At 70.4% G+C, this 20105-nt stretch carries 14 protein-coding genes; all 14 read right to left on the reverse strand.

What is annotated here, in order from left to right; translation table 11 throughout:
* Positions 1 to 234 precede the first annotated feature (234 nt).
* The gene (locus V1460_RS29585; RefSeq protein ID WP_338676657.1) at positions 235 to 4365 is read right to left on the reverse strand and encodes an Rne/Rng family ribonuclease; all 4131 of its coding nucleotides are present in this window, start codon (positions 4363 to 4365) and stop codon (positions 235 to 237) included.
* 313 nt (positions 4366 to 4678) lie between these two features.
* The gene (locus tag V1460_RS29590) at positions 4679 to 5416 is read right to left on the reverse strand and encodes a TIGR03936 family radical SAM-associated protein (protein ID WP_338678260.1); all 738 of its coding nucleotides are present in this window, start codon (positions 5414 to 5416) and stop codon (positions 4679 to 4681) included.
* A 128-nt stretch (positions 5417 to 5544) separates the two neighbouring features.
* Positions 5545 to 6612: a hypothetical protein gene (locus tag V1460_RS29595; RefSeq protein ID WP_338676658.1), complete on the reverse strand. Its 1068-nt coding sequence runs from the start codon at positions 6610 to 6612 to the stop codon at positions 5545 to 5547.
* 25 nt (positions 6613 to 6637) lie between these two features.
* Entirely contained in the window at positions 6638 to 7183 is a 546-nt protein-coding gene (locus V1460_RS29600; protein ID WP_338676659.1) for a hypothetical protein, read from the reverse strand.
* 97 nt (positions 7184 to 7280) lie between these two features.
* A complete protein-coding gene (locus V1460_RS29605) occupies positions 7281 to 9239 on the reverse strand; it encodes a TIGR03960 family B12-binding radical SAM protein (protein WP_338676660.1) in 1959 nt (652 codons plus the stop codon).
* Positions 9240 to 9311: 72 nt separating this feature from the next.
* Positions 9312 to 10964 carry a CHAD domain-containing protein gene (locus V1460_RS29610; protein ID WP_338676661.1) on the reverse strand — a complete coding sequence of 551 codons (1653 nt, stop codon included), beginning with the start codon at positions 10962 to 10964 and terminating at the stop codon, positions 9312 to 9314.
* A 65-nt stretch (positions 10965 to 11029) separates the two neighbouring features.
* Positions 11030 to 12229 (reverse strand): rod shape-determining protein RodA, encoded by a 1200-nt coding sequence (gene rodA, locus V1460_RS29615; RefSeq protein ID WP_338676662.1) that lies wholly within the window; start codon positions 12227 to 12229, stop codon positions 11030 to 11032.
* 1 nt (position 12230) lies between these two features.
* Entirely contained in the window at positions 12231 to 14399 is a 2169-nt protein-coding gene (gene mrdA / locus V1460_RS29620) for a penicillin-binding protein 2 (RefSeq protein ID WP_338676663.1), read from the reverse strand.
* 20 nt (positions 14400 to 14419) lie between these two features.
* On the reverse strand, positions 14420 to 15091 hold the full coding sequence (gene mreD, locus V1460_RS29625; RefSeq protein ID WP_338676664.1) for a rod shape-determining protein MreD: 672 nt from the start codon (positions 15089 to 15091) through the stop codon (positions 14420 to 14422).
* 22 nt (positions 15092 to 15113) lie between these two features.
* Positions 15114 to 16178, reverse strand: coding sequence for a rod shape-determining protein MreC (gene mreC / locus V1460_RS29630; protein ID WP_338676665.1), 1065 nt, complete (start codon positions 16176 to 16178; stop codon positions 15114 to 15116).
* A gap of 142 nt (positions 16179 to 16320) precedes the next feature.
* The gene (locus V1460_RS29635) at positions 16321 to 17340 is read right to left on the reverse strand and encodes a rod shape-determining protein (protein ID WP_338676666.1); all 1020 of its coding nucleotides are present in this window, start codon (positions 17338 to 17340) and stop codon (positions 16321 to 16323) included.
* 303 nt (positions 17341 to 17643) lie between these two features.
* On the reverse strand, positions 17644 to 18057 hold the full coding sequence (gene ndk, locus V1460_RS29640; RefSeq protein ID WP_338676667.1) for a nucleoside-diphosphate kinase: 414 nt from the start codon (positions 18055 to 18057) through the stop codon (positions 17644 to 17646).
* Between the two features lie 99 nt (positions 18058 to 18156).
* On the reverse strand, positions 18157 to 18522 hold the full coding sequence (locus V1460_RS29645; protein WP_338676668.1) for a DUF4233 domain-containing protein: 366 nt from the start codon (positions 18520 to 18522) through the stop codon (positions 18157 to 18159).
* 5 nt (positions 18523 to 18527) lie between these two features.
* Complete coding sequence (locus V1460_RS29650; protein ID WP_338676669.1) at positions 18528 to 20039, reverse strand: folylpolyglutamate synthase/dihydrofolate synthase family protein; 1512 nt, start codon at positions 20037 to 20039, stop codon at positions 18528 to 18530.
* Positions 20040 to 20105: the final 66 nt, after the last annotated feature.

The raw sequence follows: 20105 nt of genomic DNA on the forward strand, positions 1-20105 counted from the left end.
TTGTTTGGAACCGGTCAGTCCGTACAACCGGGCTGGTCACCGACCGTAATCCTTCGGGATTTTGTGGGCTGGGCCCCCGACACGGCAGCAACCGGCGTCACATTATCAGGGATTAGCCCGTCGATTTCGGGGCAGTTAACGGCCCCAGGCATCGATTGCGCTACGACTATCCCGTCCCGTCCCCCGCATCGCGGGGGACGGGACGGGAACATTCAGCCTGCCGTCACCGGCCGTTCAGCTTTCGGCCGCGTCCGGCGCCGAGACCGTCACCGACGGCGACGACTGCTCCGCGGCTGCGGTCTTCTTCGCGGTCGCCTTGGTGGCCTTCTTGGCGGTCGTCTTCTTCGCCGCGGTCTTCTTGGCCGCTGCTGTCTTCTTGGTGACCGCCTTCTTGGTGACCGCCTTCTTGGTGACCGCCTTCTTGGCCGTGGCCTTCTTCGCGGTCTTCCGGACGGCTGCCTTCTTGGCCGGGGCGCCGTCCGCGGTGTCCTCGGTCGGGGCCTCGGCCGAGGCGACTTCCTCCGCACCGTCGGCCTGCGCGGTCGCCACCACGACGACGGCGGCGTCGTCCGTGCCCGACGGCGAACCGGCGGGTGCGGTGACCTTGCGCGTCACCCGGCGACGGGCCCGCGGCGGGGCCGCGACCGGAGCCTCGGACTCGGTGCCGGCCGTGTCGGCGGCGGCCGCCGGTTCGGGGGCTTCGGCCGCCGGTTCGGCGGGCACGGAAACCGTGGCGGCGGGCGCCACGATCTCGGCCTGAGCCTCATCCACGGCCTTCGGGGAACCCGCCGGAGCGGACACCTTCCGGGTCGCACGACGACGGCCACGGGCAGCCGGAGCCTCCTGCCCCGCGGGCTCCCGCACCGACTCCTGCTCCACCACGGCCGGAGCCTCGTCGGCGACACCGGCCACCGACTGCTCGACCTCCACCGCCACAACGGGCTCGGACTGCTGCGGCGAACCCGCCGGAGCGGACACCTTCCGGGTCGCACGACGACGGCCACGGCCCCGCTTGGCGGCCGCCTCAGCCTCGGCGACGCTCGAGTACAGCTCCTCGTCCGGCTCGAACGCGGGCTCGGGCAGCGCGGTCGGCGCGGCGGCCTCCGCCGCGACCTCGGCCTCGGTCTCCTCGGCGGGCGACTCCACCCGAGCCTCCTGCACGTGCTCGTGCTCGGCGCCACCGCGACCGCGCTTCTTACCGCGCTTGCCGCCGCCACCCGAGGTGGCCGGCTGCTCCATGTGCACGACCACACCGCGGCCGTTGCAGTGGACGCAGGTCTCGGAGAACGACTCCAGAAGTCCCTGGCCGACCCTCTTGCGGGTCATCTGGACGAGACCAAGCGAGGTCACCTCGGCGACCTGGTGCTTCGTACGGTCCCGGCCCAGGCACTCCAGCAACCGCCGCAGCACCAGGTCCCGGTTGGACTCCAGGACCATGTCGATGAAGTCGATGACGACGATGCCGCCCAGGTCGCGCAGCCGCAGCTGGCGCACGATCTCCTCGGCCGCCTCCAGGTTGTTCCTGGTGACGGTCTCCTCGAGGTTGCCGCCCTGGCCGGTGAACTTACCGGTGTTGACGTCGACCACGATCATGGCCTCGGTCTTGTCGATCACCAGCGAGCCGCCCGAGGGCAGCCAGACCTTGCGGTCCAGCGCCTTCATCAGCTGCTCGTCGATCCGGTAGGTCGCGAAGACGTCCACCTCGGAGGTCCAGCGGTTCAGCCGCTCCGCAAGATCGGGCGCGACGTGCGAGACATAGCCGTGGATGGTCTCCCAGGCGTCGTCACCGCTGACGATGACCTTCGAGAAGTCCTCGTTGAAGATGTCGCGCACGACCCGGACGGTCATGTCCGGCTCGCCATAGAGAAGGGTCGGAGCGTTGCCGCTCTTCGCCTTCTTCTGGATCTCCTCCCACTGCGCCTGGAGCCGCTCCACGTCACGGCGCAGCTCGTCCTCGCTGGCGCCCTCGGCGGCCGTGCGCACGATGACGCCCGCGTCCTCGGGGACGATCTTCTTGAGGATGGTCTTCAGCCGCGCCCGCTCGGTGTCGGGCAGCTTGCGGCTGATGCCGGTCATCGAGCCCTCGGGCACATACACCAGGTAGCGGCCGGGCAGTGAGACCTGGCTGGTCAGCCGGGCGCCCTTGTGGCCGATCGGGTCCTTCGTCACCTGGACCAGGACCGACTGACCGGACTTCAGCGCGGACTCGATCCGGCGCGGGCCGTTGCCCATGCCAAGCGCCTCGAAGTTGACCTCACCGGCGTACAGGACGGCGTTGCGGCCCTTGCCGATGTCCACGAAGGCGGCTTCCATCGACGGCAGGACGTTCTGCACCTTGCCCAGGTACACATTGCCGACGTACGAGGTCGACTGCTCCTTGTTGACGTAGTGCTCCACGAGCACGTTGTCCTCGAGGACACCGATCTGGGTGCGGTCCCCGTTCTGCCGGACCACCATCACCCGCTCGACCGCCTCACGGCGCGCGAGGAACTCGGCCTCTGTGATGATCGGCACCCGACGGCGGCCCTGCTCGCGGCCTTCACGGCGGCGCTGCTTCTTCGCCTCCAGGCGGGTCGAGCCCTTGATCGACTGCACCTCGTCCGACGGCTCGGCCTTGGGGCGCGGCTCACGGATCTTGACGACCGTGCGGTCCGGGTCGTCGGCGGCACCGGTCTCGCCATCAGCGGACTCGCCGCTGCGACGACGACGGCGACGGCGACGACGGCTACTGCTGGTACCGGCGGCGGACGGCGTACCGGCCTCGGCGCCCTCGTCCTCGGCGTCCTCCTCGTCGGTGTCCTCGGCGTCCTCGGACTCGGCGCGCTCGGACTCGGCGCGCTCCGCCTCATCGGCGGCCTCGTCCTGACCGTCGGAAGCCTCCGCGGCATCGCCACGGCGACGGCGGCGCCCGCCACGGCGACGGCGGCGGGTGGGTCGGTCGTCGTACTCGTCGGACTCCTCGGACTCCTCGGCCTCGGCTGCGGCCTCAGGCTCATCGCCGGACTTCTCGGCACTCTCGGGCTCGGGGGTGCCAGCGGCCTGGGGGGGCTCGGCGGCCTCAGCGCGGCGACGGCGACGGCGACGCGCGCCCGTCTCGGCGACCGGGGCGGGCTGCTCCTCCTCCGCCTCCTCTTCTGCCTCGGCGAGCTCGGCCGCCTCGGCGGCAGCAGCGGCAGCCGCCGTCTCCGGGGTCTGGAACATCGGCTCGGTGAACACCGGGGCCTGGAACACCGCGACCGCCGGCCGCGCGGCCCGGCGGGCGCGCTCCGGGCGCTCGGCGCGCTCCGGGCGCTCCGAGTCCGCGGTGAACTGCGGCGCGGTGGCCCGGCGCCGGGTGCGGGCAGGTGCCGCAGCCTCGGCGGGAGCCGCGGCCTCGGCGGGCTCAGGGGTCTCCACAGCGGCCTCGGGCGCGGACGGCTTGCGGGTGGCACGGCGACGAGTACGCCCGGCCGGAGCCTGCTCGGCCTCCGCCGGTGCATCGGCCTCCGCCGGTGCCTCTACCGCGACGGGCACGGCCGCAGCGGCCTCGGTGGGCTCAGGGGTCTCCACGGCAGCCTCGGGCGCGGACGGCTTGCGGGTGGCACGGCGACGAGTACGGCCGCGCGGGGCCGTCTCCTCTGCCGGCTCGTCGGCCTGCTCATGGGCGGCGACCGGCACGGTCTCCACCGGAGCCTCCGGTGCCCCGGCGGGAGCGGTGGCCCGACGGCGCCTGCGAGGCGCGGGTGCCTCGGCAGCCTCGGGCTCGACCGCAGGGGCGGCAGGCGCCTCGGCGGCGGGCTCGACCGCGACCTCGGCCGCGGCAGGCGCACCGGCCGGAGCCGTCGCCTTGCGCGTGGCACGGCGACGGGTACGCGGCGCCGGAGCCTCGGCGGCAGCCTCGGGCTCGACCGCAGGGGCGGCAGACGCCTCGGCGGCGGGCTCGACCGCGACCTCGGCCGCGGCAGGCGCACCGGCCGGAGCCGTCGCCTTGCGCGTGGCACGGCGACGGGTACGCGGCGCCGGAGCCTCGGCGGCAGCCTCGGGCTCGACCGCAGGGGCGGCAGACGCCTCGGCGGCGGGCTCGACCGCGACCTCGGCCGCGGCAGGCGCACCGGCCGGAGCCGTCGCCTTGCGCGTGGCACGGCGACGGGTACGCGGCGCCGGAGCCTCGGCGGCGGAGGTGCCCTCGGATGCCGAAGCCGGTACGGCAGCGGCGACGGATGCCGTCACATCGGTGACGGTCTCCACGGACGCGGCACCCACGGGCGAACCCGCGGGGCGCGAAGCAGCACGGCGGCGACGCGGCGGAAGCGTGTCGCTGGGCGTGGTACTTCCGTTGTTCTCGGTGTTGTCCCCGGCCGTACCGGGGTTGTTCGTCTCGAGCATGCGGGCGGTTCTCCCGTCACGCTCCCGGGCGCCGCGTCGTGGTCCGGTCCGGTGGCCCGTCCGCGAGGGGACGCGACGACCGCCGTCCGGGGCGCGGGCGCCGCACGGGAGCTGTATGTTCGGCTCGCCGGTTCCGTACGCGATGTACGCACGGCCTGGCGAAAGTCTCCTGGTCCGAGCGCTGCCCGACCCTGGTGGCTCCCGAGTACAAGGGCGGCGCTTCGACGGCGATCCCTACGCGGGACCGGCACCCTCCGGCTCCCCCGGCAGTCACCGGGGGATTCCGACGCGGCGGGTCAGGTCAGGCGGCCCCTCAGCGATCGGCTGGGACGGCCGTGACTGCCTCGCGGTCGGGCGCGAGCGGGTCGGTCACCGTGCCGGACTCCTCGTCGAAGAGCCCCTGCGCCAGCCTGGTCACCGCAGCGGGGACCGGCGGCGCCAGGTCGGCCACAGCTCGGAGACCGGACAGGACGTCGTCGGGTCGTACGGCAGGTGTCACGTGCCGAACAACCAGCCGCAGTATCGCACAGGGCCGCTCTCCAGGCCTATCAGGCTGTGGATACGCCGTCTCCAGCGCTGCCACGGCGCCCCTGGCGTCGAAGCTGCGCATGCCGTTCTTGGTCTTCCGCTCGACCTGCACGGTCTCGGCGGCCAGGAACGCCCGCACGGCACGATCCGCGTCGTCCGGGACGACCCCGTCGAGCCGGAGTTCCCAGACCGACGCCGTGAGCCGGTCCGCGAGCCCCGAGGTCCGTGCCTCCACGGCGTCCGTGATGTCGAGCCCGTCCGGCAGCGACTCGTCCAGCAATGCACGGAGCCTCTCGGGGTCCCGGGCCTCGGTGAGTGCGATCTCCAGATACTCGGCCTCGGAGCCCGTACCGGTGGGTGCGGCATTCGCGTACGAAACCTTGGGATGCGGGGTGAAGCCCGCCGAGTACGCCATCGGCACCTCGGCACGGCGGAGCGCACGCTCGAACGCACGCTGGAAGTCGCGATGACTGGTGAACCGGAGGCGGCCACGCTTGGTGTAGCACAGTCGGATGCGCTGCACCGCGGGTGCGGGCGGCGGGCCTTCGGGCTGTCGCTTGCCCAGTGGTTCTTCTCCTCGGTGCGGGGCGGTCGCGGTGGGCGCCGCCCTCTGGCCTGCGTTCTGCTTCCCGGCGGGCGCTCTCCCCCGGCTCATCCCCGCTTGTGGAGGGAGACCCCGGGCCCGGGCGCCACGTCGGAGACAGTGGTCGATGTACCTCCCAGGTTACGCGCCGGGACCGGCACCGGTCGCCCGCCCCGTACGTCGGTGGGCCCACCGACCAGCGCGCGCCGTGCGGCCCGCCGCGCCTCCCGCACGGTGTCCCGGGCCGACGCGAGCGCCCCGCGTACGGCCTGACCGGCCGTGACTGCGACACGCTTGGCGGGGCGCCACACCTGGTCGCGTACGAAGTGACCGACCGGGGAGCACACCTCGCGGTAGCACCAGACCAGCGGACGGCCGAGCAGATTCCAGCCGAGCCACTTCAGTGCCCGCCCGGCAGCGCGCGAGACATGCCCCGCGATCCGCCAGGCGGCCTTCAGCGCGTCCAGGGTCTCGCGCCCCAGCACCGCGAGGAAGCCCCCGACGGGCACGACGATCCAGCGGTGGAAGCAGACGACCGGGACGACGATCAGCACCCTCAGCAGCCAGGCCAGGGCGGTCCATCCGGCCGCCGCCGCGGGGACGACGGCCCGCGCCCACAGCCAGGCCAGCCCCTGTCCGAGCGGGGTGAGCACCCACCGGTACAACGCCGTCCACGGCCACACGAACACCGCCCACAGCAACCACCCCGCACCCCGACCCAACGGGGCGAGCAACGCCCCATACACCCACACCAGCCCGAGCCCCAGCGGAGTCAGCACCCACCGGTGGAGCCATGCGGCGGCGGGCACGAGCACATACCGCCACAGGGCGATCCACGGCCAGTGGAAGAGGGCCTTGGCGAGGAATGTGACGGCGCGGCCGACGGCTCGCCCGACGGGGGCCAGCACGGTTTCGTACACATACGCCAGCACCCGGCCAAGCGGCCGCATCAGCACGCGGTGCAGCGTCCTGGCACAGACGACGAGCAGGTCCCAGACCATGCGTACGGGCACGACGACCAGCAGCACCACGATCCGCACCGGGATCCTGACGGCGACCGTGAGACAGCCTCCGGCCTCGGCCGGCTGTCGGTGTTTCTCCAGCTCCACGATGTGCATGGACGCGACAACCGGCACGGGGGTTCCCAGGGGTGCCCTGTTCTCAGAGCCCCCCTCGTGCCGCTGACACCGCCTCGTCGGCCCGCGCGAGCAGGCGGTCCCGTCTACCGGGCCACCACACGAGGTCGGCCACAAGGAGCACGACCAGGAGCCAGGAGGCGATCATCTCCCCGGTGGTGCCCTTCACTGTGTCGTACCCGGCGAGAGCGACCGCGCACACGGTCACCAGCACGACGACCCAGCGGCGCAGCCGGTCCTCGTCGGCGGCCCGGTGGAGGGCGGCGGCGTATCCGCCGACCGCCGGCGCCAGCCGGGGGTCGCCGACGGCCTCACCCTGCCGGGTGGATCGGACCACCGCCGCGCGGTCCGCGGGTTCCATGCCCTTGGCCTCCGGCCAGAGCCGGTCCATCCGGCGGGCCACCCGGCGCCCGTAGAACAGACTGAGCACCACGAAGACCACCGCGGCGCCCGGCCACGACTGCGACTCGATGAACACGAACGCCGCGAAGAACACCCCGACACCGAGACCGACGCCCACAGCCCGGGCCGCCGGTCCCCGCTGCCACATCCAGCCCGGGACGAGGATCACCTGTTCACGGTGGCACGTCGCCCTGGTACGCGCACACGGCGCGTGAGAACGCGCCGGTGCTCGTGCCTCACCTCAGTGCGCTTGGCCGTGCCTCACCTCAGTGCGTGTGACCGCCGGTGGCCGCCGCGGCCGGCTGCTTCACGGTCAGCGGCAGCAGCTTCTTGCCGGTGGGGCCGATCTGGATCGAGGTCTGCATCTGAGGACAGACGCCGCAGTCGAAGCACGGCGTCCAGCGGCAGTCCTCGACCTCGGTCTCGTCCAGCGCGTCCTGCCAGTCCTCCCAGAGCCAGTCCTTGTCGAGACCTGAGTCCAGGTGATCCCAGGGCAGGACCTCCTCGTAGGTGCGCTCGCGCGTGGTGTACCAGTCGACGTCGACGCCGAGCTCCGGCAGTGTCTTCTCGGCGCACTGCATCCAGCGGTCGTACGAGAAGTGCTCGCGCCAGCCGTCGAAGCGGCCGCCGTCCTCGTAGACGGCGCGGATGACGGCGCCGACGCGGCGGTCGCCCCGGGAGAGCAGGCCCTCGACGATGCCCGGCTTGCCGTCGTGGTAGCGGAAGCCGATCGAGCGGCCGTACTTCTTGTCGCCGCGGATCTTGTCCCGCAGCTTCTCCAGGCGGGCGTCGGTCTCCTCGGCGGAGAGCTGCGGGGCCCACTGGAAGGGGGTGTGCGGCTTGGGGACGAAACCCCCGATGGACACCGTGCAGCGGATGTCGTTCGAGCGGGAGACCTCGCGGCCCTTGGCGATGACGTTGACCGCCATGTCGCCGATCTGGAGCACGTCCTCGTCGGTCTCGGTGGGCAGACCGCACATGAAGTACAGCTTCACCTGGCGCCAGCCGTTGCCGTACGCGGTGGCGACGGTGCGGATCAGGTCCTCTTCCGAGACCATCTTGTTGATGACCTTGCGCATCCGCTCGGAACCGCCCTCGGGGGCGAAGGTGAGACCGGAGCGGCGGCCGTTGCGGGTGAGCTCGTTGGCGAGGTCGACGTTGAAGGCGTCCACGCGGGTGGACGGCAGGGAGAGGCCGATCTTGTCCTCTTCGTACCGGTCGGCGAGGCCCTTGGCGATGTCACCGATCTCGGTGTGGTCGGCGGAGGAGAGGGACAGCAGACCGACCTCTTCGAAGCCGGTGGCCTTGAGACCCTTCTCGACCATCTCACCGATACCGGTGATGCTGCGCTCGCGCACCGGGCGGGTGATCATTCCGGCCTGGCAGAAGCGGCAGCCGCGGGTGCAGCCGCGGAAGATCTCCACGGACATCCGCTCGTGGACGGTCTCGGCCAGTGGGACCAGGGGCTGCTTGGGGTAGGGCCACTCGTCCAGGTCCATCACGGTGTGCTTGGAGACGCGCCACGGCACACCGGACTTGTTGGGGACGACCCGGCCGATGCGGCCATCCGGCAGGTACTCCACGTCGTAGAAGCCGGGGATGTAGACCGTGCCGGTCCTCGCGAGCCGGAAGAGCAGTTCCTCGCGGCCTCCGGGACGGCCCTCGGCCTTCCAGGCGCGGATGATGTCGGTGATCTCCAGGACGGCCTGCTCGCCGTCGCCGATCACGGCCGCGTCGATGAAGTCGGCGATGGGCTCGGGGTTGAACGCGGCATGGCCGCCCGCGAGCACGATCGGGTCGTCCATCGTGCGGTCCTTGGCCTCCAGCGGGATGCCCGCGAGGTCGAGGGCCGTCAGCATGTTGGTGTAGCCGAGTTCGGTGGAGAAGCTGAGGCCGAACACGTCGAACGCCTTCACCGGGCGGTGGGTGTCCACGGTGAACTGCGGGATGCTGTGCTCGCGCATCAACTCTTCGAGGTCCGGCCAGACGCTGTAGGTGCGCTCGGCGAGCACGCCCTCGCGCTCGTTCAGTACCTCGTAGAGGATCATGACGCCCTGGTTGGGCAGGCCGACCTCGTAGGCATCGGGGTACATCAGCGCCCAGCGGACGTCGCACTCGTCCCACGGCTTGACGGTGGAGTTGAGCTCACCGCCGACGTACTGGATGGGCTTCTGCACGTGCGGGAGCAGAGCTTCGAGCTGTGGGAAGACCGACTCGGCAGACATCTGGAACCTTCGTGGGCTGGCAGGGGGCGACTCTCAAGCGTAAGCCATCACCGGATGCTCCCGGTGCGGCTCTCACTCGGAGAGTGAGGCCTGCGGTCCCGGGCTTGACGCCTTCGCCCACACCCCGGGCAACTCGCGTTCCCGACGTGCCGCCAGGGCCTCCTCCTGACCGTGGAGAAGTCCCCAGGTGAAGGAGGGTTCGCCTGCCGCATGGGCCTGGATGGCGAGGTCGCGCAGGGTGCTGCGGGCGACCACGCTGTCCTGGTGGTCACCGAGCACGGTCTGGACGGCCTTCATCCTGCGGGCGAGCCTCCGGGCGGGTTTGCCGAGGGCGGGGGTGGCGGCTTCCGCGGCGTAGCGGGCGCGCTTCGCAGCCTTGCGGGCTTCGTGCAGGGCCAGATCGCGGTCGTGGCCGGCGGGGAGTGCCAGTGCGTGCTCGACCCGGTGCGCCAGTCGCTCGTAGTCCTTGATCACCGCCTTGGGCAGAGCGGTGGACGGGTCGGCGACGGCGGCCTTGAGCAGCGGTGGTTCGTCAAGCAGGGCGTCGAGTGCGTAGAGCAGTGCGAGGTATCGCTTGCTGTCGAGCACCGCCACGGAACGGCGGCGGGCGCCGGCGCGGTGCGCGGTACCCCAGGTCCGCAGACGTCCTCGCACGGGGCCGAGGAGCAGGGGCCTGGGGAGCGCCTCGATCCGGCTGAGGAGCCGATCGGCCAGTACTTCCTGGTCCCGGGCGACACCGAGCTCACCGGCGAGCCATTTGAGCTCGTCGCCGATCGGGTCGGTGACGGCGCGGTCGATGATCTTGCGGTAGGTCTTGAAGCCGCTGCGCATACGGCGGGTGGCGACGCGCATCTGGTGGACCGCGTCGGGCAGGTCACGACGTACGGCGGGGTCCAGCGCGACGAGGGCGTCCCGCTGCTCCCGCAGATAGGCGAGCACGAACTCGCCGGCGTGCTTCCGCTTCGATCGGGCCCCTCGGTCCCGTACGGTTTCCGCGGCCTTGGGAGCCTTGGGAGCGGTGCGGCCCTTGTCCCGGCGGCCGGGCGCCGTGTCCGCCTCGCGGGTGGACCGCAGGGGGGCGGAGGTGTCGGCGACGGGCACGGGCTGTGTCGCGGAGGACCGCGCCGGACCCGTCTCCGCGAGGGCGCGGGCCAGCTTGGACGCCGACGACGACGGGCGGATGCCCGCCTTGCGCAGGCGCTCACCGATGGCGTCGAGCACCGACGGGTCGGCGTCGTCGGCGAGCTCGACCTCGATCTCCGTCCAGGAGGCTGTGCCGCCTTCGCCACCGAGGCGCTCGGCTCGTACGGAGTCGACGCTGAGCTCGGCGAGCAGCTCGCCATCGGCGTCGGCGAGATGGCTGACCTTCCGGGAGGAGAGTAGCCGGACGACGGGGAGCAGGGCTTCGTCGCGGACCCGGGACCGGAGCAGTGCGTGGAGGGTGCGCGGCAGGGCGTCGGCGAGCGGGGCCCGGATCTCGTCACGGATGCCGGTGGCGACGGGGAACTTGAGATGCCAGCCCTCGTCACCGCCTCCGGTGCGGCGCCGCAGCGTGATCCCGTCGGCGGCGAGCCGTAGCCCGGCGGTGTCGTAGTAGACGGCGTCCAGTTCGGCGACGCCCCTGTCGACGACGTCGGCGACCCCGGCGTGTCCGCTCAGGTCGGGGACTCGGGTGTCTCCGGTGGCTTCGTACTTCCGCTCGATCTCGCGCTTCGTGTCCGCCATGGATAAAATCTAGTCCGCTCGGAGGCCGTACGTCAGTACGCACTCGGCCGGTCCGGCACGACTGGTCACGCGGACATGGGTCGCTGCACCTTGATCGACTGGAGCAGTCCGACCGCCACCCAGACCGCGAACATGGACGAGCCGCCATAGGAGACGAAAGGCAGCGGGAGTCCGGCAACCGGCATGATGCCGAGGGTCATACCGACGTTCTCGAAGGACTGGAAGGCGAACCAGGCGATGATCCCGGCCGCGACGATGGTGCCGTAGAGCTCGGTGGTCTCGCGGGCGATCCGGCAAGCGCGCCACAGGACCACACCGAGCAGGAAGAGGATGAAGCCGGCGCCGAGGAAGCCGAGCTCCTCCCCCGCGACCGTGAAGACGAAGTCGGTCTGCTGTTCGGGGACGAACTGGCCGGTCGTTTGGGAACCCTTGAAAAGGCCGGTGCCGAGGTGCCCGCCGGAGCCGATCGCGATACGCGCCTGGTTGGTGTTGTAGCCGACGCCTGCCGGGTCGAGTTCGGGGTTGGCGAAGGCCGCGAAACGGTTGATCTGGTACTCGTCGAGGAGTCCGAGCATGGTGACGAGTACCGCGCCCGCGACTCCGGCGCCGATCAATCCGAGCACCCATCGGTTGGACGCCCCGGAGGCGAGCAGCACCCCGAGCACGATCACCACCATCACCATGACCGAGCCGAGGTCCGGCATCAGCATGACGATGCCCATCGGCACGGCCGCGAGGACGAGCGACTTGGCGACGATGCGATGGTCGGGGATCTCCTGATCGCCCGCGTCGACCTGTGCCGCGAGCATCATCGCCATGCCCAGGATGATCGTGATCTTCACGAATTCCGAGGGCTGGAGGGAGAATCCGCCGCCGATCACGATCCAGGCATGAGCGCCGTTGATGGTGGCGCCGAGCGGGGTGAGCACCAGCAGGACCAGCAGCACCGAGATCCCGTACAGCACCGGCACGGCTCCGCGCAGGGTGCGGTGGCCGAGCCACACGGTCCCCGCCATCAGCGCCAGGCCGATTCCGGTGTTCAGGGCGTGGCGGAACAGGAAGTAGTAGGGGTCGCCCTGGTTGAGCTCGGTGCGGTTACGGGTGGCCGACCAGACCAGCAGCGCGCCGATGACGGACAGCGCGATGGCGGACAGCAGCATCGGCCAGTCGAGCCGGCGCAGTATCGAGTCGCGGGCGGTGAGTCTGGCCCAGGAGCCGCGGTCGGGAGAATAGCGGGCGACCGAGAAGCCGTTCGTTCCGGACATGTCAGTCCCTCCGCCCCGTGGCCGGCGGGCCCGCGAGCACCGGGTCGTCCGGCTTCGGCGCCTGCGGGGCGTAGGGCTTGATGGTGGGCGCGTCGATGGAACCGTCGGGCTGGATCTCGGGCAGCGCCTTCTGCGGCTGGGGCAGCAGGGCCTTCTTCAGGTCCTGGTTGCCTTCCATGTCGAGTCCGTAGAGGGCGTTGTAGATGTTGCGCACGGCGGGCCCTGAGGCCCCGGAACCCGTACCACCCTGGGCGATCGTCATGACGATCGAGTACTCCTTGGTGTACGTGGCGAACCACGAGGTCGTCTGTTTGCCGTGGACCTCGGCCGTACCGGTCTTGGCGTGCATCGGGATCTTGTCCTGGGGCCAGCCGCCGAATCGCCAGGCGGCAGTACCGCGGGTGGCGACTCCCGCGAGGGCTTCCTCTATCAAGTCGCGGGTCTTGGCGTTCATCGGCAGCTTGCCGTGGGAGGCCGGCTTGATCTCCCGGACCTGCTTGCCGTCCGCGCTGACGACCGCCTTGCCGACGGTCGGGTTGTAGAGCGTGCCGCCGTTGGAGATGGCCGCGTAGATGGTGGCCATCTGGATGGGGGTGACGAGGGTATCGCCCTGCCCGATGGAGTAGTTGACGGAGTCACCGGCGCGCATGAGATTGCCTTCGAGGCAGTTCTCGTAGGACAGCTGCTGGATGTACGTGCCGCCCTTCTTGCCGATCTTGCACCAGTAGTCCTTGTTGGCCTCCCAGAACCGCTGCTTCCAGCCGCGGTCCGGTACGCGCCCGGTGACCTCGTTGGGCAGGTCGATCCCTGTCTCGGCGCCGAGGCCGAACTGGTGGGCGGTCTTGTAGAACCAGTCGGCGGGGTTCTTCTTCGGCTTGATGCCGCCGTCCTTCTTCCACTGCTGGTGGGCGAGTGCGTAGTAGACGGTGTCGCAGGAGACCTCCAGGGCCTGGCCGAGGGTGATGCTGCCGTGGCCCTGGGACTCGAAGTTGGTGAAGACCTGGTTGCCGACGGAGTACGAGCTGGGGCAGGGGTAGCGGCCGTTGAAGTCGTAGCCGGCATTGACCGCGGCGGCGGTGGGGATGACCTTGAAGATCGAGCCCGGCGCGGCCTGGCCCTGGATGGCCCGGTTGAGCAGCGGGAAGTTGGACTTCTTCCCGGTGAGCCGGGCGTAGTCCTTGGCGGAGATCCCGCCGACCCAGGCGTTGGGGTCGTAGGTGGGCAGCGAGGCCATCGCCACGATCCGGCCGGTCTTGGACTCCATGACGACGACGGCGCCGGAGTCGGCCTTGTAGTTCTCCCCGGTGTTGTCGTCGAAGACCTTGCGCGCTTCCTTCATCGCGTTGTCCAGTTCCCATTCGGCGACCGCCTGGACGCGTGCGTCGAGGGAGGTGACGACGTTGGCACCGGGCTCGGCCTTGTCCGCCTTGGCCTCGCCCATGACGCGGCCGAGGTTGTCGACCTCGTAGCGGGTGACACCGGCCTTTCCGCGCAGCTCCTTGTCGTAGGTGCGCTCAAGGCCCGAGCGGCCGACCTGGTCGGAGCGGAGGTAGGGCGAGTCGGTGTCCTTCGCCTTCTCCAGCTCCTCGTCGGTGACGGGTGAGAGATAGCCCAGCACCTGGGCGGTATTCGACTTGCCGGGGGCCGGGTAGCGGCGTACGGCGGTGGGCTCGGCGGTGATGCCGGGGAAGTCCTCGGCGCGTTCGCGGATCTGGAGGGCCTGCTGGGTGGTGGCCTCGTCGGTGACCGGGATGGGCTGGTACGGGGAACCGTTCCAGCAGGGCTGCGGCGTCTCTGAGTCGCAGAGCCGCACCTTGTCCATGACGTCCTTCGGCTTCATGCCGAGGACCCCGGCGAGCCGGGCGAGCACGTCCTTGCCGTCGTCCTTCATCTTCAGCAGTTCGGTGCGCGAAGCGGAGACCACGAGCCGGGTCTCGTTGTCGGCCAGCGGCACACCGCGGGCGTCGAGGATCGAGCCGCGGACGGCGGGCTGGACGACCTGCTGGACGCCGTTGCCGGACGCCTCCCTGGCGTACTCGTCGCCGTTGCGGATCTGGATGTACCAGAGCCGCCCGCCCAGGGTGGCGAAGAGTGAGAAGACGAGGACCTGGATGACGATCAGGCGGATCTGCACCCGGGGCGTCCGCCCGGTCTCGGGAATGTTGGTCACGCTGGCGATACCCCCTCAGGTCACAGTCGCTTGATGCCCTTGATACGGCCGGCCCGGGAGGCTCTGGACTTGGCCGCCTTCACCCGCAGGGAGCCGCCGCGCTGGCCGCCGATGCGCAGGCCGGTGCCGAACGAGGTCCAGCCGCCGGACACGTCACCGCCGCCCGACGGGCTCTCGGCGAGCGGGTCGTTCTCGGCCCGTCTGGCCAAGGCCATGATCACCGGTACGGTGAACGGCGCCAGCAGCAGGTCGTAGAGGGCCGCGGTGAACAGCAGTGAGCCGAGCCCGACATGACGTGCGGCGGTGTCACCCACGAGGGCGCCCACGCCCGCGTAGAGCAAGGTCGAGCCGACCGCGGCGCCGACGACCACGGCCATCGGCCCGGTGGCCGAGTTGAGCCTGCCGTTGTCCGGCTTGAACAGACCGGCGCAGTAGCCGATGAGACACAGCACCAGCGCATAGCGCCCGACGGCGTGGTCTGCTGGCGGGGCGAGGTCGGTCAGCAGGCCCGCCCCGAAGCCGATGAGCGCGCCACTGGTGTGCCCGTACACGAGGGCCAGGGCGAGGACGACCAGCAGTATCAGGTCGGGGACGGCTCCGGGGAGCTGGAGCCTCGCCAGCACGGTGACCTGGATGACCAGGGCGACGATGACGAGGGGGGTGGCGAGCAGCATCCGGTTGAAGCGCTTCATGGTCGGCTCCTTCTTCCTCTCGCTACTCGTCGTCCGTGCCGGCGTCGGGGCCGGAGCTTGCGGTGGCGTCGCCCGGTTCGGCCGGGTCTCTGCGCGCGGCGGTGTTCTGGGCGGGATCCGTACCGGGTCCGTCATCGGCGGCGTCCGCGCCGTCGGCGTCGGCCAGGCCGTCCGCTCCGGCCGATGGTGTCACCGTGACGGTGACCGTCGGCGTGGGCTTCGCCTTGGGCTTCGGCGGCAGGACCGAGTCACGCGGATCGGTGCGGGGCGCCTGGACCACCACGCCCACGATGTCGAGCTTGGAGAACGACACATACGGGCGTACGTAGATGTTCCGGGTCAGGTCGCCGCCCGATGGGTCGACGCGGACCACCTCGCCGACCGGGACGCCCGGCACGAACGGCCGCCCGGCCTGCGAGCCGAAGGTGACGAGGCGGTCGCCCTTGCGTACCTTGGCCTTGCCGTTGAGGAGCTGCACGGACAGCGGCCGGTCGCCCTGGCCGGTCGCGAAGCCGAGTTCGTCGGTGCGCTCGATCCTGGTGCCGACGGTGAAGTCCGGGTCGCTGGCCAGCAGTACGGTCGAGGTGTGCGGGCCGACCGTGGTGACCCTGCCGACCAGCCCGTCACCGTTGAGCACCGTCATGTCGCGGACGATCCCGTCCTGGGAGCCGATGTCGAGGGTCACGGTCCACGAGAAGCCCTGGGCGGCTCCTATGGCGATGACCTCGGCACCCTTGATGCCGTACTGGCCGTTGGCGGCCGTCTTGAGCATGGCGTCGAGCTGCCGGACGCGGCTCTGGTTGCGGATGTCACTGCCCAGCCGTGTCTTGAGGGCGGCGTTCTCCCGCTCGAGCACGGCGATGCGGTCGTGGCGCCGGCCGGAGTCGCGGATCGCCCCTATGGCGTTGCCGACCGGGTCGACGGCCGCCGCCACGCCGTTCTCGACCGGTCCGAAGACAGCGGCGGCGGCCTTTCGGGCGCCGTCCACCGGTGACTCCTGGCCACCCCTGATGTCCACCGTGATCAGCGCGAACGCGATGGCGATCAGCAGGACCAGGAGGAGCCGGCTCTCTTTGGTGTCCCTCACGTGCGGCGGCCGTGCCTTCCTCGTTACGACAGTCGGGCTGGGTGTGGCTGGGTGCGATACGGCGGATTCGTTACGGCGTGGCGGGCGTGCCTGGAGGTACGCGTGCGACTGTTGCCCTTATATCGAGGCCCGCCGAGGTCCGTTACCGGCGCGGCTGCGCGTCGAGCACCTGCTGGAGCGCCTCGAACTCCTCGACGCACTTGCCCGAACCGAGCGCAACCGAGTCCAGCGGGTCCTCGGCGATGTGGATCGGCATACCGGTCTCATGGCGCAGTCTCTCGTCGAGTCCGCGGAGCAGGGCACCGCCACCGGTGAGCACGATGCCCCGGTCCATGACGTCCCCGGAGAGCTCCGGCGGGCACTTGTCGAGCGTGGTCTTCACCGCGTCCACGATCGCGTTGACCGGCTCCTCGATGGCCTTGCGCACCTCGGCGGCGGAGATGACCACCGTCTTGGGCAGTCCGGAGACCAGGTCCCGGCCGCGGATCTCGGTGTGCTCGTCCGCCGCGAGGTCGAAGGCGGAGCCGATGGTGATCTTGATGCTCTCCGCTGTCCGCTCGCCGAGCAGGAGGCTGTACTCCTTCTTCACGTGCTGGATGATCGCGTTGTCGAGTTCATCGCCCGCGACACGGATGGACTGCGCCGTGACGATGCCGCCGAGGGAGATCACAGCCACCTCGGTAGTGCCGCCGCCGATGTCCACGACCATGTTGCCGGTGGCTTCGTGGACCGGGAGTCCGGCGCCGATCGCGGCGGCCATCGGCTCCTCGATGATGTGCACCTGACGGGCGCCGGCCTGGGTCGACGCCTCGATGACCGCCCGGCGCTCCACACCGGTGATGCCGGACGGCACACAGACCACGATCCTGGGGCGAGCCGCCCACCGGCGCTTGTGGATCTTCAGGATGAAGTAGCGCAGCATACGCTCGGTGATCTCGAAGTCGGCGATCACACCGTCCTTCAGCGGGCGCACGGCCACGATGTTCCCGGGCGTACGGCCGATCATCTTCTTGGCTTCGGAGCCCACCGCGAGGATGCCGCCGGTGTTGGTGTTGATGGCGACGACGGACGGCTCGTTGAGGACGATGCCGCGACCCCTCACGTACACCAGCGTGTTGGCGGTCCCGAGGTCGACAGCCATGTCACGGCCGATGAACGACATTGAGTTCCCCTTGTTTCCCATGAGGATGCGTCGGGCCTTCCCAAATAGAGCTTTGATGGCTTTTCAGGTCGGCGAGGAGGGTGTGATGGCGTGAAGGGTTCCCATCGTAGTGCCGTATGCGGGACAACCGCGCGCTGGGCCCACCTCAATAAGGGTGACGGTGAGTCGGTGCGAAGCTTTCCCGTTATGACAGTACGTATGCCGAGGGGCGACCGAAATTCCTTCGGTCGCCCCAGGCCGTGGGCGCTGTACGGCTGACGGACGGTCAGCGGTGACGTCGCCGATCGGGATGATCCGGGAGGTTCAGGAAAGACCCGGGAAGAAGATCTTCAGCTCCCGCTCGGCCGACTCCTCGGAGTCCGAGGCGTGGATGAGGTTCTCCCGGACGATCGTGCCGTAGTCGCCCCTGATGGAGCCCGGCGCGGCGGCGATCGGGTCGGTCGGTCCGGCCAGCGCGCGCACGCCCTCGATGACCCGCTCGCCCTCGACCACCAGGGCGACGACGGCGCCGGAGGACATGAAGGCGACCAGCGGCTCGTAGAAGGGCTTGCCCTTGTGCTCGCCGTAGTGCTGCTCCAGGGTGTCCTGGTCCAGCTCACGCAGCTCCAGCGCGGTGATCTGCCAGCCCGCCTTCCGCTCGATACGGCTGATGATCTCGCCGATCAGGCCGCGGCGTACGGCGTCGGGCTTCAGCAGGACGAGCGTGCGCTGGCTCACGTGCGGGCTCCTTCGAGTGTGGTTCAACTGCACTTCAGAGGCTACAGGGCCGCTTCGGCGGCCCTTCCGGCAGCGTCCGACAGCACCTGGACAGGGCTTTCAGGCCTCGGATCCGGGGGCGGCGGCTCCCGCCGCCCCCTGCTGCGCGAACCGGGCTTTCGCCTCGTCCACCTTGCGCCCGTAGTGGACGGAAGCCCACCACAGGCCCGCGAACACCGCGCCCAGAATGAACATCATCGGCACCACGAAGCCGCTGGCGATCAGTCCGATCTGAAGGGCCCAGCCGAGCTGCACCCCACCGGGGCGGGTGATCATTCCGCACAGCAGCACGGACAGCAGCATCGCGATCCCGCACACGGTCCAGACCGCGGCCATCGACAGATCGGGATTCTTCATGGCGACAAGGCCGGCAAAGCCGATGACGAAGAATTCACCGATCAGAGTGGACGCGCAGAGCGTACGCAATTGATTCACCCCTTCCCGAGCAGCAGCCGGGCCTCGCCGACCGTGATCACGGAACCGGTCACCAGGACGCCGGCACCCGAATACTCCGCCTCCTCCTCGGCGAGCGTGATCGCCGCCTCCAGAGCGTCGTCGAGCCGCGGTTCGACGACGACGCGCTCGTCGCCGAACACCTCGACGGCGATCGCGGCCAGCATGTCGGCGTCCATGGCGCGATGGCTGGAGTTCTGGGTGACGACGATCTCCGTGAAGACCGGCTCGAAGGCTTCGAGCACCGCCTTCACGTCCTTGTCGTCGCTCGCGCCGACCACACCGATGAGCCGGGAGAAGCCGAACGCCTCGGTGACGCCGTCGGCGCTCACCCGCGCGCCCGCCGGGTTGTGCGCGGCGTCCAGGATCACGGTGGGGCTGCGACGCACCACCTCCAGTCGACCGGGCGAGGTGACCGAGGCGAAAGCGGTGCGCACGGTGTCCATGTCGAGCGTGCGGGCGTGCTGGTCGCCGATGCCGAAGAACGCCTCGACGGCGGCCAGCGCCACCGAGGCGTTGTGTGCTTGGTGGGCGCCGTACAGCGGCAGGAAGATCTCCTCGTACTCGCCGCCGAGACCGCGCAGCGTCACCAACTGCCCGCCCACCGCGACCTCGCGGGAGACCACGCCGAACTCCATACCCTCACGGGCGACCGTGGCGTCGACCTCGACGGCCTTCTTGAGCATGACCTGCGCGGCATCCACCGACTGCTGGGCCAGGATGACCGTCGCGCCCTGCTTGATGATCCCGGCCTTCTCGGCGGCGATCTCGGCGGGAGTGCCGCCGAGCCGGTCGGTGTGGTCCAGGGAGATGGGGGTGATCACGGCCACCGACCCGTCGATGACATTGGTCGCGTCCCAGCCGCCGCCCATGCCGACCTCGACCACGGCCACATCCACGGGAGCGTCGGCGAAGGCCGCGTAGCCCATGCCGGTCAGCACCTCGAAGAAGGAGAGCCGGTAGTCCTGGGAGGAGTCCACCATGTCGACGTACGGCTTGATGTCCCGGTAGGTCGCGATGAAGCGCTCGGCGTCCATCGGCACTCCGTCCAGACTGATCCGCTCGGTGATCGACTGGACGTGCGGGGATGTGTAGCGCCCGGTGCGCAGCTCGAAGGCTCCGAGCAGCGCCTCGATCATGCGGGCCGTCGAGGTCTTGCCGTTGGTGCCGGTGATGTGGATCGAGGGGTACGCGTGCTGCGGCTCGCCGAGCAGGTCCATCAGTGCCGTGATCCGGCTGACGGACGGCTCCAGCTTGGTCTCGCCCCAGCGGCTCGCGAGCTCCTGCTCGATCTCGCGCAGAGTCTTGTCCACCTCGGGGTCGGCGGGGCGCGCGGGCACCTGGTCGCCGCGGGGCGGTCCGGCCTGGGTACGCAGTGTACGGCTGCCGGCCTCGATCACCGCCAGGTCCGGGTCACGGTCGGTTTCGGCGTCGACGATCTCGTCGAACGCGTCGGGGGCATCGAAGGGGCGCGGCTGCTGCTCACTCACGCAGCCAGTCTACGGAGCCGCCGCGGAGCCGATGACGGGGCAGGGGGTGTGACGGGCGAGCGTGAC

The sequence above is a fragment of the Streptomyces sp. SCSIO 30461 genome (assembly GCF_037023745.1).
GTDB lineage: Bacteria > Actinomycetota > Actinomycetes > Streptomycetales > Streptomycetaceae > Streptomyces.